Here is a 23,103-nt window from a genome sequence, read left to right as displayed (position 1 = left end):
CAGCCGGATCTTTTCGGACCGATCTCCACCGAGGAAACACGGGAAGTCCGCAGCGATCTCCCAACCGGGGCCCGACCGCCCTAGGCTCGTCCGTACCGCCGCCATGCGGAGCGCGGGGCCAGGGGCCGCGAGCGGGCCGGATGCGCAGCGGGACTTGAGCGGTGGCCCAAAGGCGGGCCGCCGCCGGGCAAGGAGGGCCGCATGACCGTACGGCGAGTGATGGGCATCGAGACGGAGTACGGGATCTCCGTCCCCGGTCACCCGAACGCCAATGCCATGCTCACCTCGTCCCAGGTCGTCAACGCCTACGCGGCGGCGATGCACCGGGCGCGCCGCGCCCGCTGGGACTTCGAGGAGGAGAACCCGCTGCGGGACGCCCGGGGCTTCGACCTCGCGCGCGAGGCAGCCGACTCCAGCCAGCTCACGGACGAGGACATCGGCCTGGCCAACGTGATCCTCACCAACGGCGCGCGGCTGTACGTGGACCACGCGCACCCCGAGTACAGCGCCCCGGAGGTCACCAACCCGAGGGACGCCGTGCTGTGGGACAAGGCCGGTGAGCGGATCATGGCAGAGGCCGCCCGGCGCGCCGCCGAGGTGCCCGGCACCCAGCCGATCCACCTGTACAAGAACAACACCGACAACAAGGGCGCCTCCTACGGCTGCCACGAGAACTACCTGATGAAGCGGGAGACCCCCTTCTCGGACATCGTGCGCCATCTGACGCCCTTCTTCGTCTCCCGCCAGGTCGTCACCGGGGCCGGACGCGTCGGGATCGGACAGGACGGCTCCGAACACGGCTTCCAGATCAGCCAGCGGGCCGACTACTTCGAGGTGGAGGTCGGCCTGGAGACCACCCTCAAACGGCCGATCATCAACACCCGCGACGAGCCGCACGCCGACGCCGAGAAGTACCGCCGGCTGCACGTGATCGTCGGAGACGCCAACCTGTCGGAGATCTCCACCTACCTCAAACTCGGCACCACCTCCCTGGTGCTGTCCATGATCGAGGACGGCTTCATCGCCGTCGACCTGGCCGTCGACCAGCCCGTGCGCACCCTCCACCAGGTCAGCCACGACCCGTCGCTGCGCCGGCCGGTCACGCTGCGCAGCGGACGGACGCTCACCGCCGTACAGCTCCAGATGGAGTACTACGAGCTGGCCCGTAAGTACGTGGAGGAGCGCTGGGGACAGGACGCGGACGAGCAGACCAGGGACGTGCTGGCCCGCTGGGAGGACGTCCTGGTGCGTCTGGAGAGCGATCCGATGAGTCTGGCGGGCGAGCTGGACTGGGTCGCCAAGCGGGAGCTGATGGAGGGCTACCGGCGCCGCGACGGCCTGGACTGGGACGCGGCCCGGCTGCACCTGGTGGACCTGCAGTACGCCGACGTGCGCCCCGACAAGGGGCTGTACAACCGCCTGGCGGCCCGCGGCCGGATGAAGCGGCTGCTGGACGAGGCGGAGGTGGAGCGTGCCCGCTCCCAGCCCCCGGAGGACACCCGCGCCTACTTCCGCGGCCAGTGCCTGGAGCGGTACGCCGACGCGGTGGCCGCGGCCTCCTGGGACTCGGTGATCTTCGATCTGCCGGGTCGGGACTCCCTCCAGCGGGTACCCACCCTGGAGCCGCTGCGCGGTACGCGTGCCCACGTCAGCGAGCTGCTCGACCGCTGCGGTACGGCGGAGGAGCTGGTCAGGGCGCTGTCCGGGAAGTGAACCGGGAGGAGAGGGGACGGCTGAACGTCTCCGGAGGCGGGAATCATGGAGATGGCTTCCGGACGTCCGCGACGGCGGAGTGACAGCGATATGGCGGGAAGCGGGAAAGAGCCACTTGCAGGAGAAGGGCCGATGTCAGGCCCGGCTTGTAGGGTCTGATCTTGTACCGTCCAACCGAGCGGGGTGAGGTATATGGCGACCAAGGACACCGGCGGCGGTCAGCAGAAGGCGGCACGCTCCACCGAGGAGACCGACGAGCAGGCGCAGGACGCGCAGGTTTCGGAGGACCTCAAGGAGCGCCAGGAGGCGCTGTCGGACGAGGTGGACTCCGTGCTGGACGAGATCGACGACGTGCTCGAGGAGAACGCCGAGGACTTCGTGCGCTCCTTCGTGCAGAAGGGCGGGGAGTAAGGCGTGCGCATCCGTCCCGCACCCCCGCGACGGCGGGGGTGCGGGACGGATGACATCCGCCGCCACGGGTAAGGTCCGTGCAGAATTCTCAAGATCCGGTCTCACGATCTGGTGGAAGGAAACGTGTGGAAGCCAACACCCGTAGCACAGGGCGTCTGCCTGCTGCCTTCCTGACGCCGGGCTCGTCCTCGTTCATGGACTTCCTGTCCGAGCACGCGCCCGAGCAGCTCCCCGGCAACCGTCCGCTCCCGCCCGTGAAGGGCGCCGTCGAGGCGCCGCACGGCACGACGATCGTCGCGGTCACCTTCCCCGGCGGCGTGGTGCTGGCCGGCGACCGGCGCGCGACGATGGGCAACATGATCGCCCAGCGCGACATCGAGAAGGTCTTCCCGGCCGACGAGTACAGCGCCGTCGGCATCGCCGGGACCGCCGGGCTCGCAGTGGAGATGGTCAGGCTCTTCCAGCTGGAGCTGGAGCACTTCGAGAAGGTCGAGGGCACCCAGCTGTCCTTGGAGGGCAAGGCCAACCGCCTGTCCACGATGATCCGCGGCAACCTCGGCATGGCCATGCAGGGCCTGGCGGTGATCCCGCTGTTCGCCGGGTACGACGTGGGCCTGGGCAGGGGCCGCATCTTCTCCTACGACGTCACCGGCGGGCGGTCCGAGGAGCAGGGCTTCGCGGCGGTCGGCTCCGGCTCGGTCTTCGCCCGCGGTTCGCTCAAGAAGCTGCACCGCGACGACCTCGGCGAGCGGCAGGCGGCCACGGTCGTCGTCCAGGCCCTCTACGACGCCGCCGACGACGACTCCGCCACCGGCGGCCCCGACCTGGTGCGCCGGATCTACCCCGTCGTCACGGTGATCACCGAGGACGGCTTCCGCAGGCTCACCGAGGAGGAGGTCGCCGAGATCGCCCGCTCGGTGCACGACGGCCGGCTCCAGTCGCCCAACGGGCCCCAGGCCCCTGTGCTCTAGATCAGGAAGGGACCGATAGCCGGTGTCGACGCCGTTCTATGTCTCACCCCAGCAGGCCATGGCGGACCGCGCCGAGTACGCCCGCAAGGGCATCGCGCGCGGCCGCAGCGTGGTCGTGTTGCAGTACGCCGACGGCATCGTGTTCGTCGCCGAGAACCCCTCTCGGGCACTGCACAAGGTCAGCGAGATCTACGACCGGATCGCCTTCGCGGCGGTGGGCAAGTACAACGAGTTCGAGAACCTGCGCATCGGCGGCGTCCGCTACGCCGACCTGCGCGGCTACACCTACGCCCGCACGGACGTCACCGCGCGGGGCCTGGCCAACGTCTACGCCCAGACCCTGGGCACCATCTTCTCCAGCGCGGCGGAGAAGCCGTACGAGGTGGAGCTGATCGTCGCCGAGGTCGGGGAGGGCCCCGAGGACGACCAGATCTACCGGCTGCCGCACGACGGCTCGATCGTCGACGAGCACGGCTCGGTGGCGGTCGGCGGCAACTCCGACCAGATCGGAAGCTACCTCGAACAGCGCCACCGGGACGGGATGACCCTGGCCGAGGTCCTCAAGCTGGCGGTGGAGTCCCTGAGCCGGGACAGCAACGGCGGCGAGCGCACCCTCACGGCCGACCAGCTGGAGGTCGCCGTCCTGGACCGCACCCGGCCCCAGCAGCGCAAGTTCAAGCGCGTGCTCGGCGGGCAGCTCTCCCGGCTGCTGGAGGAGGGCGGTACGTCCGCCTCCTCCGGCGAGTCGTCGGGCGAGTCGTCCGAAGAGTCGTCGGGCGGGGCCTCCTCGGGGGAGTCCTCCGCCTCCGAGGAGTAGCCTGCGCCCCCCTCCCGCTCTGTGTCGGGCGTCCCGTGGGCCCCGGCGGCGCTCAGCGCCCGCCGGGGCCCACGGGCGTACCCGGGGGAGGGGCGGTGGAGCCCCGTACGGTCAGCCGCACCGGCAGGCTGGTCACCCAAGCGGGGGAACCGGAGCCGCCGGCCTCCCGCGTCCGGCCGTCCGGCACGGCACCTTCCCTCCGGCCGTCCGGCACGGCACCTTCCCTCCGGCCGTCCGGCACGGCACCTTCCCTCCGGCCGTCCAGCACGGCCAGCAGAGCCCGCATCCCGGCCGCCCCCGCCTCCTCGGCGGGCAGCCGCACCGTCGTCAGTTCCGGCTCGACCGCCCGGGCGAGCGTCAGATCGTCGAAGCCGGTCACCGAGACGTCCTCCGGTACCCGCAGCCCCAGCCGCCGTACCGCCTTGCACGCGCCCGCGGCGAGCACGTCGTCATCGCACACCAGCGCGGTCGGCCGGGGGACCGCCGCCAGCGCCCGTGCGGCGGCACGCGTGCCGTCGGCCACGTCCAGGCCGGCCGTCCAGACCGGCGGCGGCGGGCAGCCGGCCGCCTCCAGAGCCTCGGTCAGTGCCGCGGACCGCACCTCGAAGGTCCAGGAGTCCACCGCCGCGGCGATGTGGGCCACCCGGCGGTGGCCCAGCTCCAGCAGGTGCCCCACCGCCTGGCGCATGCCGTCGGCGATGTCGAGGTTGACGGTGGCCGCCGCCTGGGTGTTCTCCGGTTCGCTGTCGAGCATCACCAGCGGCAGCTCACCGCCGGAGCGCAGGGCGGCCAGCGCCTCGGAGGCCATCGAGGAGGCGATCACGCCGTCCAGGGCGGCGCCGGCGGAGTCGAAGGGATCCCGGGCGGGCCCGACACCCTCCGGAGACGGGTAGAGCACCACCCCGAAGCCGTGCTCGGCGGCCACCCGCGCGGCGCCCGCGTGGAGCCGGGCGAAGAACTCGTTGGTGAGCGCCGGGACCACCAGCAGCGCGGTGCGGGTGCGCCCCAGCCGCAGACTGCGCGCGGCCAGGTTCGGCCGGTAGCCCAGCTCCCGTGCCGCCTCCCGCACCGCCGCCGCCTTGCCCGGCGAGACCCGGCCGCGCCACTTGCCGCCCAGCACCAGGGAGACGGCCGCCTGCGAGACCCCGGCGGCACGCGCCACGTCCCGGCTCGTGGGCCGGGGTCGGTCGGTGGTCACTGGCCGGCTCCCGGAGTGGACGGACGGTACGGGCGGCGCCCGGTCCGGCATGGACCCGGGGGCTGGTTCATGGTACGTATGACGGAGCAGGTTATACGTAACACTTCCGCAGACCGCCGGAGGACTCCGGGGAAGAGGGGCCGACCCATGGCGACGGGCTACGCCGAACTGCTGCGCGTCAGACACGCCGCGCGGCTGCTCACCGGCACCCTGCTCGGCCGGCTGCCGAACGCCACCGCCGCCCTGGCGATCGTGCTGTTCGTCCGCGCGGAAGGCGGCAGCTACACCCTGGCGGGCGTGCTGTCGGCCGTCTACGGACTGTCCAACGCCGTCGGCCAGCCGCTGCTGGGCCGCGCGGTGGACCTGTGGGGCCAACCGAGGGTGATGCTGCCTGCCGCGCTGCTCTCCGGCCTCGGTATGGCCGCCCTCGCCCTCGCCGGCGTCGAACCCCTGCCCGTCGCCTACGCCGCGACGGCCGTCGCAGGCCTGTTCACCCCGCCCCTGGAAGGCGGCCTGCGCGCCCTGTGGCCGTCCGTCCTGAAGCACCCCGACCGGGTGCACGCCGCCTACGCGCTGGACGCGGTGGCCCAGGAGGTGATGTTCACCCTGGGGCCGCTGGCCGTCACGGTGCTGGTGGCCCTCTGGAGCGAGGCCGCGGCCCTGCTGGTGATCAACGCCCTGGGAGTGCTCGGCGCCCTGTCGGTGGTGGTCTCGCCGCCCTCCCGCCGCTGGCGCTCCGAACCGCGCGAGGCGCACTGGCTGGGGGCTCTGCGCTCCGGCGGCCTGCTCGCCCTGCTCGGCTCGTTCTTCTTCGTCGGCCTCGCCCTGGGGACGATCGCGGTGGCCGCGGTCGCCTACGCCGACGGCCACGGCGACGAGCTGATCTCCAGCTATCTGCTCTCGGCGCTGGGCGCCGGCGCCCTGGTCGGCGGCCTGGCCTACGGAGCCCGCACCTGGGCGGGGGAGCCCGAGACCCGGCTGCGTGTCCTGATCGCCGCCCTGGCGGCCGGCTATCTGCCGCTGGCGCTGGCGCCGGGCCCCGTGGCGATGACCCTCCTGGCCGGGGTCGCGGGCCTCTTCCTGGCCCCCGCGCTGGCCTGCGCCTTCGTGGTGGTGGACCGGCACGCACCGGTCGGCACGGTCACGGAGGCGTTCTCCTGGCTGGTGACGTCCTTCGGCGTCGGAGCCGCGGCGGGGACGGCCGTGGTGGGCCCGGTCATCGAACGGGGCGGGGCGCCGGCGGGCTTCCTCGTCGCCGGCGCGGGCGGCCTGGCCGCGCTGCTGGTCCTGCTGGCCACCCGGCGTGTCCTGGCGGCTCCCGCCCTGGTCGCGCCCCCGGCCCCCACCCCGCCCTCTGCCCCGTCCTCCGGCGCCGTCGCCCGGATGGAAAGTGATCGGAACGGGGGCGCCGGAGCCGGTTTCAAAACCGGGCATCAGGCGTAAAGTTCATTCATGGACCGCCGAATCTTCGGGCTGGAGAACGAGTACGGCGTCACGTGTACGTTTCGGGGACAGCGGCGCCTGTCTCCTGACGAAGTGGCGCGGTACCTCTTCCGCCGTGTCGTGTCATGGGGCCGCAGCAGCAACGTCTTCCTCCGCAACGGCGCCCGCCTCTACCTGGACGTGGGATCGCATCCGGAGTACGCCACTCCGGAGTGTGACAACGTGACCGAGCTGGTCACCCACGACAAGGCGGGCGAGCGCATCCTCGAAGGACTCCTCGTCGACGCCGAGCGACGCCTCCACGAGGAGGGCATCGCGGGCGACGTCTACCTGTTCAAGAACAACACCGACTCGGCCGGCAACTCCTACGGCTGCCACGAGAACTACCTGGTGGCCCGGCACGGGGAGTTCTCACGCCTGGCCGACGTCCTCATCCCGTTCCTGGTGACCAGGCAGCTCGTCTGCGGCGCCGGCAAGGTGCTCCAGACCCCGCGCGGCGCGGTCTACTGCGTCAGCCAGCGCGCCGAGCACATCTGGGAGGGCGTCAGCTCCGCCACCACCCGGTCCCGCCCGATCATCAACACCCGCGACGAGCCGCACGCCGACGCCGAGCGCTACCGCCGCCTCCACGTCATCGTCGGCGACTCCAACATGTCCGAGACGACCATGCTGCTCAAGGTCGGCGCCACCGATCTGGTGCTGCGCATGATCGAGGCCGGCACGGTCATGCGCGACCTCACCCTGGAGAACCCGATCCGGGCGATCCGCGAGGTCAGCCACGACATCACCGGCCGGCGCAAGGTCCGGCTGGCCAACGGGCGGGAGGCGTCCGCGCTGGAGGTGCAGCAGGAGTACTACGAGAAGGCCGCCGACTTCTGCGAGCGCCGGGGCATCCGCACGGGCGTGGTGGACCAGGTGCTGGAGCTGTGGGGCCGCACCCTGGAGGCGGTGCGCACCCAGGAGCTCGACAAGGTCAACACCGAGATCGACTGGGTGATGAAGTACCAGCTCATCGAGCGGTACCGGGCCAAGAACAACATCACCATGTCCCACCCCCGGATCGCCCAGATAGACCTCGCGTACCACGACATCCACCGCCGCCGGGGGCTGTACTACCTGTTGGAGCGGAAGGGACAGGCCGCCCGGATCTGCAACGACGTGAAGATCTTCGAGGGCAAGTCCGTGCCGCCGCAGACCACCCGTGCCCGGCTGCGCGGCGACTTCATCCGCCGGGCCCAGGAGCAGCGCCGCGACTTCACGGTGGACTGGGTGCACCTGAAGCTGAACGACCAGGCCCAGCGCACGGTGCTGTGCAAGGACCCGTTCCGCTCGGTGGACGAGCGCGTGGAGAAGCTCATCTCCGGCATGTGAGCCCGGAGGGCAGCGCGCCCGGGGCCGTGGCACACCGCCACGGCCCCGGGGCGCGGACTCGGGCTCGATCCGCACCCGGCCCGGGAACGAAATCGGCCCTTCCGCGAGTTGTGGGAGGTGGGCCGGGCGGCCCGTAGAGTGGCCGGCACGCCCGGAACGCCCGGACACCTCCTACACCACGAGTTGGACAGATGCTGCAATCTCGAGGGGGACGCCCCCCACACCCCCGCCCCCTGGCGAAGGTCGGCCGCCGCGTCGCCGCGGCCCTGGTCGTGCCCGCCATGCTGTTCACCGCGGCGTGCGGCTCCGACGGGTCCGACGGCTCCTCCGAAGCCGCCACGAAGGTCTCCGGCAAGGTCGGCGAGGAGCCCGAGCTCACCGTCGCCGAGGACGCCGAGGCCCCCGACGAGGCCGCCGTGCGGACGGTCGCCGAGGGCAAGGGCGACAAGCTCGCCGAGGGCGACTTCGTCCGCATCGACATCCTGATGACCAGCAACGGCCAGGAACTGATCAACACCTGGAAGCAGCAGCCGGAGGGCGCCTCCGAGGGGGACGCCCGCCGCCAGGAGGTCCTCCGTCTCGGTGAGGCACAGGGGCTTCCCGAGCCGGTCGCCCAGTCCCTGATCGGCGAGCGGGCCGGCAGCCGCGTCCTGATCGAGGGCACCGCCGAGGCGATCATGGGCGACTCGATCAACCCGCAGCTGGGGATCGACGGAGCCGACAGCATGGTCTGGGTGGTCGACGCCGTCGCCTCCGCCAAGACCGACGCCAAGGCCGAGGCAGAGGGTGAGCAGGCGGCCACCGGCGAGGGCATGCCCGAGGTGAAGGCCAACGAGCAGAAGGCCGCCACCATCACCGTCCCCAAGGGCGAGAAGGCCCCCGAGAAGCTGAAGGAGCAGGTGCTGATCGAGGGCGACGGGCCCGAGGTGGAGGCCGGTGACGGCCTGATCGCCCAGTACACCGGGGTCAAGTGGGAGGACGGGAAGAAGTTCGACTCCTCCTGGGACCACGGCGGCGCCACCGCCTTCCAGATCGGCACCGGCAAGGTCGTCAAGGGCTGGGACGACGCCCTGGTCGGCAAGAAGGTCGGGGACCGGGTCCTCCTGGTCATCCCGCCGGACCTCGCCTACGGCGGGAACCCGCAGTCGGAGCTGGCCGAGAACACGCTGGTGTTCGTCGTGGACATCGTCGGCAAGGTCTGACGATCTTCTTCGGCGGCGGCCCGCCGGGTCTGCGAGACTGTTCCGGTTGACCGATGGAAACGTTCGTAGGAGCAATTTCGTGAGCATCGACAAGCCCGAGATCGACTTCCCGGGCGGCGAGCCCCCGGCCGACCTGGAGATCAAGGACATCTGGGAGGGCGACGGACCGGTCGCCAAGGCCGGCGACACCGTCTCCGTGCACTACGTGGGCGTCGCCTTCTCCACCGGCGAGGAGTTCGACGCCAGCTGGAACCGCGGCACCCCGCTGAGCTTCCAGCTCGGTGTCGGCCAGGTCATCTCCGGCTGGGACCAGGGCGTACAGGGCATGAAGGTCGGCGGGCGCCGCCAGCTGGTCATCCCGCCGCACATGGCGTACGGCGACCGCGGCGCCGGCGGCCGGATCAAGCCGGGCGAGACGCTCGTCTTCGTCTGCGACCTGGTCTCCGTCTGAGACCGGTGGAGCACCCGCCCGGGCCCCCGCCGTACGGCGGGGGCCCGGGCTTTGTACCGGGCACGTCCGGAGCGGTACGGTCGACGATCGGGACAAGTACGAGAGAGGGCGTCGATGGCCATTGCCAAGGCCGAGCGGCTGATGAATCTGGCGCTGTGCCTGCTGGGGACACGGCGTCCGCTGACCAAGCGCGAACTGCGGGCCTCGATCGAGGCGTACCTGGAGGTCGGCGGGGGTTCGGGCAGGGGCGGCGAGGACGCCTTCAACCGGATGTTCGAGCGTGACAAGGACGATCTGCGCGAGCTCGGCCTGGTGATCGAGACGGTGGAGAACCTGGAGGGCGAGATCGCCTACCAGGCCCGCCGCGACAGCAACCGCCTCCCGCCCGTCGCCCTGGACGCCGAGGAGGCCGCCGCCCTCACCCTGGCCGCCAAGGTCTGGCAGCAGGCCCGTCTGGCCGGGGCCGCCAGCGGCGCCCTGCAGAAGCTGCGCGCCGCCGGGATGCCGCTGGCCGACAGCGGCGCGGAGGACCCGTACGGCGGCCACAGCGCCCTGGAGCCGCGCATCCCCGTGCGCGAGGCCGCCTTCGAACCGCTGATGCTCGCCTGCCGCGACCGGCGCCCGGTCACCTTCGCCTACCGCAAGTCCAACGCCGCCCGCCCCGGGACCCGGCACGTGGAGCCGTGGACGCTGGAGTGCTGGCGCGGCCACTGGTACCTGGCCGGCCACGACCGCGACCGGGGCGCCGAGCGGGTCTTCCGGCTCTCCCGCATCACCGGCCCGGTCCGCTCCCGTGCCGGGGCCTACACCGCCGAGGTGCCCGACCACGTCACCGTCCGCGAGACCGTCGAGCGGTGGGCCGGGGAGATCGCCACCGCCACCGCCCGCATCCGGCTGCGGCAGGGCGCCGGCTATCCGCTGCGGGCCAGGGCCCTCCGGACGCGCGAGGCCGGGGACGGCTGGGACGAGCTGGAGATCCCCTACGGCCACGGGCTGGACGCCTGGCTGGTGGAGTTCGGACCGGACGTGGTCGTGCTGGAGCCCGCCGATCTGCGGGCCGACGTGGTGGACCGGCTGCGCGCCGTGGCCAAGGGATGACCGGCCCCGGTAGGGGGCCGCACAGGATTGACCGGCCCGGCACGGGGCCGTCAAGGGCTTGAGGGAACTCAGGGGAAGAGGCACCACCGACATGGCCACCAACGCCATCGACCAGACCCGCCGGATGCTGTCCCTGGTGACGTATCTGCGCGAGCGGCCCGGCGCCCGCGTCGAGGACGTCGCCCGCGCCTTCGGCATCACCACCGACGAGCTGATCTCCGACCTCCACGTCCTGCCGATGTGCGGCACCAGTTTCCGGGGCGGGGACCTGCTGGACATCGACACCGACGGCGAGCGCATCTGGTGGCACAACGCCGACGCGGTGGGCTCCAGCACCGGTGAGCCGCTGCGGCTGGCCGCCGACGAGGCCACCGCGCTGCTGGTGGCCGCGCGGGCCGTCGCCACCCTGCCGGGGCTGCGCGAGAGCGATCGCGAGGCCCTCCAGCGCGCCACCGCCAAGATCGAGGCGGCGGCGGGCGAGAGCGCCGGGGCCAGTTCCCGGCTGTCGGTCAGTTTCGAGTCCGAGGGCGGGGTCTTCGCGGACGTCGACCGGGCCATCGCCGAGCGCCGCAGGCTGTGGATCCGCTACTACTCGCCGACACGCGACACGCTGACCGAGCGGGAGATCGACCCGATCCGGCTGTTCGCCGTCGGCCACACCTACGTCGAGGCCTGGTGCCGCCTGTCCGAGGCGCACCGCACCTTCCGGCTGGACCGGGTGGCCGAGATCAGGCTGCTGGACGAGCCCTCCGACCCGCCGCCGGTGGAGCTGCGCGACCTGTCCGAGGGGCTGGTCCAGCCCTCCGCCGAGGACCCGCAGGTGGTGATCGAGGTGGGGCCGGGCGGGCGCTGGGTGGCCGAGTACTACCCGCACGACAGCGCCGAGGAGCTGCCCGAGGGCGGTCTGCGCATCACCCTGCGCGCCCCCGACCCGGCCTCCCTGCGCCGCCTGGCCCTGCGGCTGGGCCGCGACGGCCGGATCGTCTCCCCGAGCGAGCTGGCCGACAGCGCCCGGGAGGCGGCGCGGGCCGCGCTGGCGGCGTACGGCGACTGAGAGCCGGCCGGGCCCGGCGGGTCCCGGACGGGGCGTTCCCGCTCCGGCCGGGGCCGTCCACTACGCTCCCCCCATGCTCTGGCCCATGTTCTTCCTCACGCTCGCCTTCTGCGGAATCGCCGTGCTCGGCGTCCTCGCCGTCCGGGTGGGGCTGGAGGTACGGCGCTTCGCCCGCGCGGTCGGCGACGGCTGCGAGCATCTCGCCCGGGCCGCCGAGGACCTGGAGCGGGCCGCGACCCCCCTGGCCGCACGGGCGCGGATCGAACGCTGAACGGGGCGCCGGCGGTGTGCCGACCGCATGCCGACTGCCCGGCGGTGTGCCCCCGGGGTACCGCCGGGCGTCGCCCCCTCCATGTCCGGACGCCGGGGCGGTACCCTTCAAGACGGTGTGGGCGTGGTGTCCGTGACCGGCACCGGGATGACGCGGAGGCATTGCCCCGCGTTCACCCCCCGGGGTTACGATCGCTGCCAGCGCACCAGTACGAGGAAGCCCGTCCGAATCAGTAGGGCAGGCACAAACACCGCCGCCCCGGCGAGAAGGTAGTGGCACATGATCGGCAACCTCAGGCCCATGGAGATCGTACTGATCCTCCTCGTCGTCCTGCTGCTGTTCGGCGCCAAGAAGCTCCCCGACATGGCCCGGTCCCTCGGCAAGTCGGCCCGCATCCTCAAGAGCGAGGCCAAGGCCATGAAGAAGGAGAACGAGGCCGCCCAGCAGGACACCTCCGCCCAGCAGGACGCCTCCGCCCAGCAGGCCGCGCCCAGGACCATCCAGGCCGCGCCCGGCGACGTCACCAGCTCCCGCCCGGTGAACGAGCCCGGCCAGCAGACCACCAAGAACTGACCCGGCCCCAGGCCCGGTGACGGGCCCGGTGCCGTCCGAGCCAAGACACCCGGCACACCGCCACTGACACCGAGGACGTGGGTTGCTCAAGTCCGCCCGCAGACAGGGGAAGCCGCAGAGGGATCCCGAGGGGCGCATGCCGCTCGCGGAGCACCTGCGGGAGCTGCGCAACCGCCTGATGAAGTCGGTGCTGGCCATCCTGGCCGTCACCGTCGTCGGGCTGGTGTACTACAAGCAGATCGCCGACTTCCTCACCGAGCCGCTCCGCGACGCCGTCGGCTGCACCGAGGGCTTCGGCCGGGCCGCGGACGAGGGCGAGGCCTGCGCCGAGATCACCCTCAACGGCCTGATCGCCCCCTTCACCGTCATGCTGAAGGTGGGACTCACCACCGGCATCGTGCTGGCCTGCCCGGTCTGGCTCCACCAGCTGTGGGCCTTCCTCGCCCCCGGTCTGCACAGTCACGAGAAGAAGTACGCGCGCTCCTTCGTCGCGGCCGGTGTGCCGCTCTTCCTCGGCGGCGCCTACCTCGCCTACATCGTCCTGCCGGCGATGGCCGCCACCTTGATCGAGTTCACCCCCGACGGCACCGGCAACCTCGTTCCCCTGGACGACCTCCTCGACATCATCACGCGGATGGTGGTCGTCTTCGGCCTCGCCTTCGAGCTGCCGCTGGTGCTGGTGATGCTCAATCTCAGCGGCATCATCACCGGCCGCAGGATGCTGGGCTGGTGGCGGGTCATGGTCATCTCCATCACCCTCTTCGCCGCCGTCGCCACCCCCAGTGGCGACCCGCTGACCATGGGCGCCCTGGCGGCGCCGATCGTGCTGCTGTACTTCATCGCCGTCGGGATCTCCCTGTTCAACGACCGCCGCCGCAGCCGCAAGGACCCCTACGCCGGACTGAGCGACGACGAGGCGTCCCCGCTCGACCACACCCCGGAGAAGGTCGGTGCGATCGAGTCCGTCGACGGCCCCTCCGCCCTGCCCGAGGGCTCGCCCGAAGACGGTCCGACCAGGCGCAACGGTTACGACGACGCCACCTGAGCCGGTATGGTCCGCGCGTGACCGGTGAGATCACCCTGTTCGTCAACCCCACCGCGGGCGGTGGCCGCGGTGCGGGAGCCGCCCAGCCCGCCGCACGCGCCCTGCGCGCGGCGGGCCTCTCGGTGCGCACGGTCGTCGGCACGGACGCCGACGACGCGCTCACCCGGGCACGCCGGGCCGTGAGCGGCGGCACCGGCGCGCTGATCGCCGTCGGCGGGGACGGGATGACTTCCCTCGCCCTCCAGGCGGTGGCCGGCACCGACACCCCGCTGGGCGTGGTCGCGGTCGGCACCGGCAACGACATCGCCCGCGCCCTGGGCCTGCCCGTGCGCGACCCGGCCGGGGCGGGGCGGGTGATCGCGCGGGCGCTCAAGGAGGGGCGGAGCCGGAGCATCGACCTCGGCCGGGCCGGCGGACGCTGGTACGGCAGCGTGCTGGCCTCCGGCTTCGACTCCCGCGTCAACGACCGGGCCAACCGTATGCGGTGGCCTGCCGGACGCCTGCGCTACGACGCGGCGATACTCGCCGAACTGGCCGGGCTGCGGACGGTCCCGTACCGCATCGCACTCGACGACGGCCCGCCGCTGGAGACCGACGCGACACTGGTCGCGGTCGGCAACGGGCCCTCCTACGGCGGAGGCATGCGGATCTGCGCGGACGCCCGCCTCGACGACGGCCTGCTGGACGTCACGGTGGTGGGGGAGTGCGGCCGCGCCACCCTGCTGAGGGTCTTCCCGCGCGTCTACCGGGGCACCCACCTCGCCCACCCCGCGGTCACCGTGCACCGGGCGGCGAAGGTGACCCTGGAGGCCGCCACGCCCGGGGAGACGGTGACCGGCTACGCCGACGGCGAGCCGCTGGGACCTCTGCCCCTCACGGTCGAGGCGGTCCCCGCGGCGGTGCGGGTACTCGTCCCGGAGCCCGCGGGGCCCGCCGGGCCGTAAAGACCGGGTGCCGTGTCGGTGGCGGCCGGTAGGCTCGTAAGTACGATGACCGAGGACATGTCCCCAGCAGAGCGCTACGCCGCCGCCCGGGTCCGCGCCGCCGAGCAGGCCACCGCTCTGGCTCCCTTCCGCGAGATGTACGACTTCGAGCTGGACCCGTTCCAGATCGAGGCGTGCAGGGCACTGGAGGCCGGCAAGGGCGTGCTGGTCGCCGCGCCCACCGGATCCGGCAAGACGATCGTGGGCGAGTTCGCCGTCCACCTGGCCCTCACCCGGGGCCGCAAGTGCTTCTACACCACGCCCATCAAGGCGCTGTCCAACCAGAAGTACAACGACCTGGTCAAACGCCACGGCGCGCGGAACGTCGGCCTGCTGACGGGCGACAACAGCATCAACTCCGGCGCGCCGGTGATCGTGATGACCACCGAGGTCCTGCGGAACATGCTCTACGCGGGCTCGCAGGCGCTGGCGGGCCTGGGCTACGTGGTGATGGACGAGGTGCACTACCTCTCCGACCGGTTCCGCGGCGCGGTCTGGGAGGAGGTCATCATCCACCTCCCCGACTCGGTGACGCTGGTGTCGCTGTCGGCCACCGTCTCCAACGCCGAGGAGTTCGGCGACTGGCTGGACACCGTCCGCGGCGACACCGAGGTGATCGTCTCCGAGCACCGGCCCGTGCCGCTGTGGCAGCACGTGCTGGCCGGGCGGCGGATGTACGACCTGTTCGAGGAGAAGAACGGCCGCCGCGAGGTCAACCCGGACCTGCTCCGCATGGCCCAGCTGGAGAACAGCCGCCTGCCCTCCGCCCGCGACAGGCGCCGGGGCAAACCGGTGCGCGAGGCCGACCGGGAGCGCGAGCGGCGCCAGCGCAGCCGGATCTGGACGCCCGGCCGCGCCGAGGTGATCGACCGGCTCGACTCCCAGGGGCTGCTCCCGGCGATCACCTTCATCTTCAGCCGCGCCGGCTGCGAGGCGGCCGTACAGCAGTGCCTGTACGGCGGGCTGCGGCTGAACGACGCCGGGGAACGGGCGCGGGTGCGCGAGCTGGTGGAGGAGCGCACCGCCTCCATCCCCGACGAGGACCTGCACGTGCTGGGCTACTTCGAGTGGCTGGAGGGCCTGGAGCGGGGCATCGCCGCGCACCACGCCGGCATGCTGCCGACCTTCAAGGAGGTCGTGGAGGAGCTGTTCGTCCGCGGCCTGGTCAAGGCCGTCTTCGCCACCGAGACCCTCGCCCTGGGCATCAACATGCCCGCCCGTTCGGTGGTGCTGGAGAAGCTGGTCAAGTGGAACGGCGAGCAGCACGTCGACATCACCCCCGGCGAGTACACCCAGCTCACCGGACGCGCCGGGCGGCGCGGCATCGACATCGAGGGCCACGCGGTGGTGCTGTGGCAGCGCGGCATGGACCCGGGCGCGCTGGCCGGGCTCGCCGGCACCCGCACCTACCCGCTGCGCTCCTCCTTCCGCCCGTCGTACAACATGGCGGTCAACCTGGTCTCGCAGTTCGGGCGGCACCGCTCGCGCGAACTGCTGGAGACCTCCTTCGCGCAGTTCCAGGCCGACCGCGCGGTCGTCGGCATCTCCCGGAAGGTGCAGCGCAACGAGGAGGGCCTGGAGGGCTACCGCGAGGCGATGACCTGCCACCTGGGGGACTTCGAGGAGTACGCGCGGCTGCGGCGCGAGCTGAAGGACCGTGAGACCGAACTGGCCCGGCAGGGCACCCTCCAGCGGCGCGCGGCGGCGGCCGACTCGCTGGAGAAGCTGCGGCCGGGCGATGTGATCCACGTGCCCACCGGCAAGTTCGCCGGCCTGGCGCTCGTACTGGACCCGGGCGTTCCGGCCGGGCGCAGCCACGGCCACCGCGGCTGGGACCACCACGACGGTCCTCGCCCGCTGGTGCTGACCGCCGCCCGGCAGGTCAAGCGGCTGGCCTCGATGGACTTCCCCGTGCCCGTCGAGCCGCTGGAGCGGATGCGGATCCCCAAGTCGTTCAACCCGCGCAGCCCGCAGTCCCGCAGAGACCTGGCCTCCGCGCTGCGCACCAGGGCCGGCCACCACGAGCCGGGGCGCACCCGCCGCAGGCAGCGCTCGGAGGCCGCCGACGACGCCGAGATCGCACGGCTGCGCAAGGCCCTCCGCGCCCATCCCTGCCACGGCTGCGACGAGCGCGAGGCGCACGCCCGCTGGGCCGAGCGCTACCACCGCCTCAAGCGCGACACCCGGCAGCTGGAGCGCCGCATCGAGGGCCGCACCAACACCATCGCCCGCACCTTCGACCGCGTCTACGCGCTCCTGTCCGACCTGGGCTATCTGCGCGGCGACGAGGTGACCGAGGACGGCAGGCGGCTGGCCCGGCTCTACGGAGAGCTGGACCTGCTGGCGAGCGAGTGCCTGCGCGAGGGCGTCTGGGAGGGCCTGTCCCCGACCGAACTGGCCGCCTGCGCCTCGGCCCTGGTGTACGAGGCGCGCTCGGCCGACGACGCCCTCCAGCCGGTGCTGCCCGGGGGGAAGGCCAAGGACGCGCTGGGCGAGATGGTCCGCATCTGGGGCCGGCTGGACGCCCTGGAGGAGGAGCACCGGATCAACCAGTCCGAGGGCGTGGGCCAGCGAGAGCCCGACCTCGGCTTCGCCTGGGCCGCCTACCGCTGGGCCGAGGGAGACAGCCTGGACTCGGTGCTGCGGGAGGCCGAGATGCCCGCCGGCGACTTCGTGCGCTGGTGCAAGCAACTGGTCGACGTACTCGGCCAGATCGCCGCGGCGGCACCCGAGGGCGGCACGGTGGCGCGCAACGCCCGCAGGGCGTCCGAGAAGGTGGTGCGCGGCGTGGTGGCGTACACCTCCGTCGGCTGACGGAGGTGTACGCGCCGGGGCCGGGGCACGGCCCCCCGTGCGGTCAGCGCGTGCGCGCGCCGTCCTCCGCTCCGGCCTCCGCCCCGACCGGGGCGACGGAAGCGGAGGCGCCGGGCGCTTCCTCCTGCTCCGCCTCCACCCGCGCGTTCCACTCCCGCTTCGACGCCTGCCAGCCGTCCTCGTCATGGCCCAGGCGCCAGTAGCCGGAGACCGACAGCCGCTCGCGCGGCACACCCCGCTCGGTGCGCAGATGGCGGCGCAACTCCCGTACCCAGCCCGCCTCGCCGTGGACGAACGCCTGTACGTCGCCGGGCGGGAAGTCCAGTGCGCGCACCGCCTCGACCAGACGGGCGCCGACCCGCCCGGAGCCGCGGTGCAGCCAGCGCAGTCCGGCGTTCGGCGGCAGGGCGAGATCCTGCTCCTCCTCCGGGCCCGCGACCTCGACGAAGGCGTGTACCGGGGCCCCGCCGGGGACCGCCTCCAGCGAGGCGGCGACGGCGGGCAGCGCGCTCTCGTCGGCCACCAGCAGGTGCCAGTCGGCCTCGGGGGAGGGGCGGTAGCCGCCGCCGGGGCCGAGGAAGAGGACCTCCTCGCCCGGCTCGGCGCGCGCCGCCCAGGGCCCGGCCAGCCCCTCGTCGCCGTGGACGACGAAGTCCACGGTCAGCTCGCACGCCTGTGCGTCCCAGGCGCGCACGGTGTAGGTGCGGGTGACGGGCCACTGGTCGCGCGGCAGCCGGGCGCGGATGTCGGCCAGGTCGAAGGGCTCGGGGTAGCGCACGCCCTCCGCCGGGAACAGCAGCTTGACGTAGTGGTCGGTGTACGCGCCGGCCGGGAAACCGGCCAGGGACTGACCGCCGAGCACCACGCGGACCATGCCGGGCGACAGGCGCCGGGTGCGCACCACCCGGGCCCGGTTCAGGCGGGGCGTGCGGCGGGTCGGGCGGTCTGCCACGGAACTCTCCTCGCGAGGTTAGGTATACCTAACTCTACGGGACGTCCGCCGGACCGTCACGGTCGCCCGGGTCGTGAGGGCGGACCCGCTGGGCACTCAGCCCGCCAGGGCGTCCAGCAGCCGCCGCAGCGAGCCGCCCAGCCCCCAACGCCCGGCCAGCTCCTCCAGCTCCCGGGCGTGCAGCGGCTCGGACGGAAGCGCCGGGTCGAACTCCGGAAGCGCCACGTCCCCGGCCACCCGCACCACCTTCGGCGCCACGGCCAGATACTCCCGTGCCGCCTCCAGCTTCCGCCGCTGCGCCGGCGTCAGCCCGGAGGCGGGATCGCCGACGGCGGCCAGGATGCCGGCCAGATCGCCGTACGACTGAAGCAGCCGGGCCGCGGTCTTCTCGCCGACGCCGGCCACGCCCGGCAGCCCGTCGCTCGGGTCGCCGCGCAGCAGGGCCAGATCCGCGTACGCCGACCCGCTCTCCACGCCGTACTTCTCCCGCAGGGCCGCCTCGTCGACGACCATGGGGTCGCCCATGCCCTTGACGGGGTAGAGCACCCGCACCCCGCGCGCGTCGTCGACGAGCTGGAACAGGTCGCGGTCGCCGGTGACGACGTCCACCGGGCCGCCGGCCCGGCGGGCGAGGGTGCCGATGACGTCGTCGGCCTCGTAGCCGTCCGCGCCGACCCGGGCGATGCCGACCGCGTCCAGCACCTCCTCGATCACCGGGATCTGGGGGGAGAGGGCGTCGGGCGTCTCTTCCCCCGGCTTCGCCGGGGAGGCCCCTACCACGTCCGGACCCCGGTCGGACTCCTCCGCCACCCGGTGCGCCTTGTAGGACGGGATCAGCTCGACCCGCCAGTGCGGCCGCCAGTCGTTGTCCATACAGGCGACCAGATCGTCGGGGCGGTGGTCGCGCACCAGGCGGGCGATGAAGTCCAGCAGCCCGCGCACCGCGTTGACCGGGGTGCCGTCGGGCGCCCTGACCGACTCGGGAACCCCGAAGTAGGCGCGGTAGTACAGGGATGCGGCATCGAGGAGCATCAGGCGTCGCGTGGTCACGCACCGATCATGCCGCACCGGTCCGACAGCCGGGCCCTCCCCGCGGCGGGACAGGGCCTAGGCTGACCGCATGGCGACCGCACGACGGCACCGGACTCCCTCCCTCCGGACCCGGCCCCAAAGCCGCGGCACCGTCCGCCGCGTCGTCTCGCTGGTGCCGTCGCTGACCGAGGCGGTGGCCGCCACCGGCCCGGAACTGCTGGTCGGGGCCACCGACTGGTGCAGCCATCCGCCCGGCCTGGACGTGGCGCGGGTGCGGGGCACCAAGAACCCCGACCTGGAGCGGATCGCGGCCCTCCGTCCCGATCTGGTCGTCGCCAACGAGGAGGAGAACCGCCCCGCCGACCTCGCCGCCCTGCGCGGCGCGGGCATCGAGGTACTGGTCACCGAGATCCGCACGCTTCCGCAGGCGTTCGCCGAACTGGACCGGGTGCTCACCGCCGGGTGCGGACTGCCCCGGCCCGCCTGGCTGGACGAGGCCGAGGACGCCTGGAGCGCGCTGCGGCCCGCGGTCGAGGCCACCGCCGTGGTGCCGGTCTGGCGGCGGCCGTGGATGGTGCTGGGCCGGGACACCTTCGCGGGCGACATCCTGGCCCGCCTCGGTGTGCGCAACGCCTACGCCGGCCACGCCGAGCGCTATCCGCGCGCCGGGATCGGGGAGCTGAACGAGCCGGGCCGGGCCGATCTCGTGGTGCTGCCCGACGAGCCGTACCGCTTCACCGCCGACGACGGCCCCGAGGCGTTCCCCGGTCTGCCCGCGGCCCTCGTCAGCGGGCGGCATCTGACCTGGTACGGGCCCTCGCTGACCGAGGCGCCGGCCGTGCTCGGCGCGGCGCTGGCCGCCGCACCCTCCGGCCCGCCGACCGACCGCCCGGCCGCTCCGCCGTCCTGACCGGCGCGCGTCGCCGCGGCTCCCGGCCCGCCGACGCCGGACTCCCGGCGGACCGCGGCATGCCGGGGCGTACCCCGCGCCGTCGCGGCCGATGGGGGCGCACCGGTCCTCCCGGGCGCCGGTTGGCGCTACTGTGCACGCCGTGAGCATGATGACACCGCCCGGCTGGTACGCGGACCCCGGGCACACGGGCCCCGGCCCGGCACCGGAGCGCTGGTGGGACGGTTCGGCCTGGACCGGACACACCCGGACCGCCGGCTCCGGCGCACACGAGGTCCACGACATGTACGGCACCCGGGACACGCACCCCCCGTACGGGCAGCCGGCCGTCCTCCCACGGGAACCGGAGGCGAGGCCGTCGCGCGGGCCGCTGGTGGCCGCCGTCATAGCCGCCGCGGTCGTGGTGAGCGCGCTTTTGGCGGGAGGACTGCTCCTGCTCGGCGGCTCCGGCGGCTCCGACGGCTTTGACGACCGGCGGGCGCGGCCCGGCGCCACCGCCGGCGAGGACGGGAAGCCCGGCGGAGCGCCGTCCGGCGGGCCGGAGGAGGACGAGCCGGACAGAGGCCCGGGGGGCGAGGAGGGCGACGACGGCACCCCCGGCACCGCGGTCGACCGCGTCAACGGCGTCAGCGTCCCCGTCCCCGAGGGCTGGAACGAGTCGGAGACCGACAGCGGGATCTGGCTGTCCTCCGGCTCCTACCCCTGTCCCGGGGACGCCTCCCTCACCTGCGTCCGCGCCGGTGTCTCCCTGCGGGCCGCCGACGACCCCACGGGTGCGGGCCCGCGGGCGATGGCCGAGGCGGACATCGCCCGTCACGCCGAGGAGTCCTACGACACCAGGGGCTACGGCGGGATCGAGGAGCACGAGGTGGTCTCCTTTGGCGAGGTCACCGTCGCGGGGCAGAAGGGCCACCGGGTGCGCTGGCGGATCGCCAACGAGCTGGAGCCCGACGCGTACGTGGAAACCGTGGTCTTCCCCGCGCCCGACGGCAGCGGCCGGATGCTGGTGATGCGTCTGGGCTTCGACATCCACGCCGACGCCCCGGACCCCGGCGAGATGGACCGGATCGTGGCCGGCGTCCGCGCCGCCGGCGGCCCCGGCATGGAGGTCTGAGACCCGCCCCGGCCCCCGGCCCGCCCCGGCCCGCCCCGGCACGACACGGGCAGGCCGGGCCGGGAAGCCCGGTGGCCGGGGAAGCTCAGAGGAAGGTGCGGCCCTCGCCGCGGTAGGTCGGCACCGTCGCCGCCACCCGGTCGCCCTCGATCAGGTGCAGTGCCGCGAAACGCTCGCAGAGCTCCCCTGCCTTGGCGTGCCGGAACCACACCTTGTCGCCGATCAGCAGGTCGTCGGCGGGCGGTCCGAGCAGCGGCGTCTGCACCTCGCCCGGCCCCTCCGCCGGGTCGTAGCGCAGCCCGGCCGGCAGATACGGCACCGGCAGCCGGTCCCGGCCCGCCGCGCCGGAGGCCGGATAGCCGCCGCCGAGCACCGTCACCACGCCCACTCCGGGCCGCCGCACCACCGGCTGCGCGAACAGCGCCGCGGGACGGCCGGAGAACGAGGTGTAGTGGTCGAACAGGCGGGGCATCAGCAGCCCCGAACCCGCGGCGATCTCGGTGACCGCCTCCTCGGCGGCGGTGTGCTGCACGCTCCCGGTCCCGCCGCCGTTGACGAACTCCAGGTCCGGCGCCACCGCCCGCACCGCGCGTACCGCCGCCGCGCGCCGCTGGACCAGCTCGCGCCGCGCGGCCGACTGCATCAGCCGCACCGCCCGCGCGCGCAGCGGGCGCCCGGGGGGAGCGTCGCCCACACCCGCGATGTGCCCCTCGTACGCCATCAGGCCCACCAGCCGGAAGCCGGGCCGGCGCGCCACCGACCGGGCCAGCTCGGCCAGTTGGGCGGGGGAGTGCAGCGGCGAGCGCCGTGCGCCGATCCGCACCCGGCCCCCCAGCAGCCACAGCGAGGCGTCCAGCTCCAGGCAGACCCGTATCTCCTCGCGTCCGCCGCCGCGGGCCGCGTCGATCAGGGCGAGCTGTGCGGGGTCGTCGACCATCACCGTCACGGCTGCGGCCAGCTTCGGATCGGAGGCCAGCTCGGCGTAACCGGCCCGGTCCGCCGACGGGTAGGCGAGCAGGACGTCGTCGAACCCGCAGCGGGCCAGCCACAGCGACTCGGCGAGCGTGAAACTCATGACCCCGGCGAACCCGTCCCGCGCCAGCGCGCGCTCCAGCAGGGCGCGGCAGCGCACGGACTTGCTGGCCACGCGGACGGGCTTGCCGTCGGCGCGGCGCACCAGATCGGCGGCGTTGGCGTCGAACGCCGCCAGGTCGACGACGGCGAGCGGCGCGTCGAGATGGGCGGTGGCCCGGTCGTAGCGGGCCCGGTCGGCTGCGGGATCAGCGGTCGCGTCGAACACCCCGGCAGCTTGCCAGAGTCCACCGTGCCCGCGACAGACCCGGTGGCGGCGGCTCGGTCCCGCACACGGGACCGGAGCCCCGCGCGGAGGCCGGGACGCGGGTTGCCGCCACCGTGCCGGATCCCCGTAGAGTGACGCGCACATCACCGTCGGCCGCTGGTCAGCGGTGTGATGTCCCGATACCGACCGGCCTGCCCCGAAAGGGACTCGACGGGGCGGCACAGAACACGAGGGGGTGCCGGTGAGCACTGAGGCCGACCCGGTCCGGGCTCCGCTCCCACCCGTCCTGCCACCGCGGCCCGCCGTGCCGCCGAGAGCTCCCCGGGTCGCGGCCGCCGCGCCCCCGATAGCGACGGGGCCGCCGCCACCGCGGTTCACCG

General features: G+C 73.4%; 21 protein-coding genes. 17 read left to right on the top strand and 4 right to left on the bottom strand.

Annotated elements, in window-relative coordinates; translation table 11 throughout:
- Positions 1 to 201: 201 nt before the first annotated feature.
- The 4 genes from dop (at position 202) to prcA (ending at position 3,912) form a co-directional block, all read left to right on the top strand.
- Positions 202 to 1,713: a depupylase/deamidase Dop gene (gene dop, locus BM237_RS18985; protein ID WP_093850891.1), complete on the top strand. Its 1,512-nt coding sequence runs from the start codon at positions 202 to 204 to the stop codon at positions 1,711 to 1,713.
- Between the two features lie 192 nt (positions 1,714 to 1,905).
- Complete coding sequence (locus BM237_RS18980; RefSeq protein WP_093850890.1) at positions 1,906 to 2,124, top strand: ubiquitin-like protein Pup; 219 nt, start codon at positions 1,906 to 1,908, stop codon at positions 2,122 to 2,124.
- Between the two features lie 125 nt (positions 2,125 to 2,249).
- Positions 2,250 to 3,095: a proteasome subunit beta gene (prcB, locus tag BM237_RS18975; protein WP_093850889.1), complete on the top strand. Its 846-nt coding sequence runs from the start codon at positions 2,250 to 2,252 to the stop codon at positions 3,093 to 3,095.
- 22 nt (positions 3,096 to 3,117) lie between these two features.
- Positions 3,118 to 3,912 carry a proteasome subunit alpha gene (gene prcA, locus BM237_RS18970; RefSeq protein ID WP_093850888.1) on the top strand — a complete coding sequence of 265 codons (795 nt, stop codon included), beginning with the start codon at positions 3,118 to 3,120 and terminating at the stop codon, positions 3,910 to 3,912.
- Between the two features lie 52 nt (positions 3,913 to 3,964).
- On the opposite strand, the gene BM237_RS18965 is transcribed toward prcA, so the two are convergent.
- Entirely contained in the window at positions 3,965 to 5,161 is a 1,197-nt protein-coding gene (locus tag BM237_RS18965; protein WP_093850887.1) for a LacI family DNA-binding transcriptional regulator, read from the bottom strand.
- Positions 5,162 to 5,257: 96 nt separating this feature from the next.
- Here BM237_RS18965 and BM237_RS18960 point away from each other — a divergent pair, with 96 nt between their 5' ends.
- From BM237_RS18960 to BM237_RS18910, 11 genes are all read left to right on the top strand, one after another.
- Entirely contained in the window at positions 5,258 to 6,553 is a 1,296-nt protein-coding gene (locus tag BM237_RS18960) for an MFS transporter (RefSeq protein WP_093850886.1), read from the top strand.
- Between the two features lie 9 nt (positions 6,554 to 6,562).
- On the top strand, positions 6,563 to 7,924 hold the full coding sequence (gene pafA, locus BM237_RS18955) for a Pup--protein ligase (RefSeq protein WP_093850885.1): 1,362 nt from the start codon (positions 6,563 to 6,565) through the stop codon (positions 7,922 to 7,924).
- A gap of 191 nt (positions 7,925 to 8,115) precedes the next feature.
- Complete coding sequence (locus BM237_RS18950) at positions 8,116 to 9,126, top strand: FKBP-type peptidyl-prolyl cis-trans isomerase (RefSeq protein WP_093850884.1); 1,011 nt, start codon at positions 8,116 to 8,118, stop codon at positions 9,124 to 9,126.
- 79 nt (positions 9,127 to 9,205) lie between these two features.
- Positions 9,206 to 9,577 carry an FKBP-type peptidyl-prolyl cis-trans isomerase gene (locus BM237_RS18945; protein ID WP_093850883.1) on the top strand — a complete coding sequence of 124 codons (372 nt, stop codon included), beginning with the start codon at positions 9,206 to 9,208 and terminating at the stop codon, positions 9,575 to 9,577.
- Positions 9,578 to 9,691: 114 nt separating this feature from the next.
- Entirely contained in the window at positions 9,692 to 10,675 is a 984-nt protein-coding gene (locus BM237_RS18940; protein WP_093850882.1) for a helix-turn-helix transcriptional regulator, read from the top strand.
- A 91-nt stretch (positions 10,676 to 10,766) separates the two neighbouring features.
- On the top strand, positions 10,767 to 11,729 hold the full coding sequence (locus BM237_RS18935) for a helix-turn-helix transcriptional regulator (protein WP_093850881.1): 963 nt from the start codon (positions 10,767 to 10,769) through the stop codon (positions 11,727 to 11,729).
- Between the two features lie 73 nt (positions 11,730 to 11,802).
- Positions 11,803 to 12,000 (top strand): hypothetical protein, encoded by a 198-nt coding sequence (locus BM237_RS18930; protein WP_093850880.1) that lies wholly within the window; start codon positions 11,803 to 11,805, stop codon positions 11,998 to 12,000.
- 279 nt (positions 12,001 to 12,279) lie between these two features.
- Positions 12,280 to 12,573: a Sec-independent protein translocase subunit TatA gene (gene tatA, locus BM237_RS18925; protein ID WP_093850879.1), complete on the top strand. Its 294-nt coding sequence runs from the start codon at positions 12,280 to 12,282 to the stop codon at positions 12,571 to 12,573.
- Positions 12,574 to 12,709: 136 nt separating this feature from the next.
- Positions 12,710 to 13,618: a twin-arginine translocase subunit TatC gene (gene tatC / locus BM237_RS18920; RefSeq protein ID WP_093850878.1), complete on the top strand. Its 909-nt coding sequence runs from the start codon at positions 12,710 to 12,712 to the stop codon at positions 13,616 to 13,618.
- Between the two features lie 17 nt (positions 13,619 to 13,635).
- Positions 13,636 to 14,562, top strand: a complete 927-nt coding sequence (locus BM237_RS18915) for a diacylglycerol kinase (RefSeq protein ID WP_093850877.1) — start codon at positions 13,636 to 13,638, stop codon at positions 14,560 to 14,562.
- A 45-nt stretch (positions 14,563 to 14,607) separates the two neighbouring features.
- A complete protein-coding gene (locus BM237_RS18910) occupies positions 14,608 to 17,415 on the top strand; it encodes a DEAD/DEAH box helicase (protein WP_093850876.1) in 2,808 nt (935 codons plus the stop codon).
- Positions 17,416 to 17,458: 43 nt separating this feature from the next.
- Here BM237_RS18910 and BM237_RS18905 read toward each other — a convergent pair whose 3' ends face one another.
- Entirely contained in the window at positions 17,459 to 18,367 is a 909-nt protein-coding gene (locus BM237_RS18905) for a siderophore-interacting protein (protein ID WP_093850875.1), read from the bottom strand.
- Between the two features lie 96 nt (positions 18,368 to 18,463).
- Complete coding sequence (locus BM237_RS18900; RefSeq protein ID WP_093850874.1) at positions 18,464 to 19,399, bottom strand: 5'-3' exonuclease; 936 nt, start codon at positions 19,397 to 19,399, stop codon at positions 18,464 to 18,466.
- An 88-nt stretch (positions 19,400 to 19,487) separates the two neighbouring features.
- Here BM237_RS18900 and BM237_RS18895 point away from each other — a divergent pair, with 88 nt between their 5' ends.
- Together BM237_RS18895 and BM237_RS18890 are read left to right on the top strand one after the other, a co-directional pair.
- The gene (locus BM237_RS18895; protein WP_175541059.1) at positions 19,488 to 20,309 is read left to right on the top strand and encodes a helical backbone metal receptor; all 822 of its coding nucleotides are present in this window, start codon (positions 19,488 to 19,490) and stop codon (positions 20,307 to 20,309) included.
- Positions 20,310 to 20,457: 148 nt separating this feature from the next.
- The gene (locus BM237_RS18890; RefSeq protein ID WP_245793759.1) at positions 20,458 to 21,423 is read left to right on the top strand and encodes a DUF2510 domain-containing protein; all 966 of its coding nucleotides are present in this window, start codon (positions 20,458 to 20,460) and stop codon (positions 21,421 to 21,423) included.
- An 85-nt stretch (positions 21,424 to 21,508) separates the two neighbouring features.
- On the opposite strand, the gene BM237_RS18885 is transcribed toward BM237_RS18890, so the two are convergent.
- Positions 21,509 to 22,723, bottom strand: coding sequence for an amino acid deaminase/aldolase (locus BM237_RS18885; RefSeq protein WP_245793743.1), 1,215 nt, complete (start codon positions 22,721 to 22,723; stop codon positions 21,509 to 21,511).
- Positions 22,724 to 23,103 lie beyond the last annotated feature (380 nt).

Source organism: Streptomyces mangrovi, assembly GCF_900114215.1.
Taxonomy (GTDB): Bacteria; Actinomycetota; Actinomycetes; order Streptomycetales; family Streptomycetaceae; genus Streptomyces; species Streptomyces barkulensis.
Note: the sequence above shows the minus strand (reverse complement) of the source record. Positions and strands in the feature narration are given on the sequence as shown.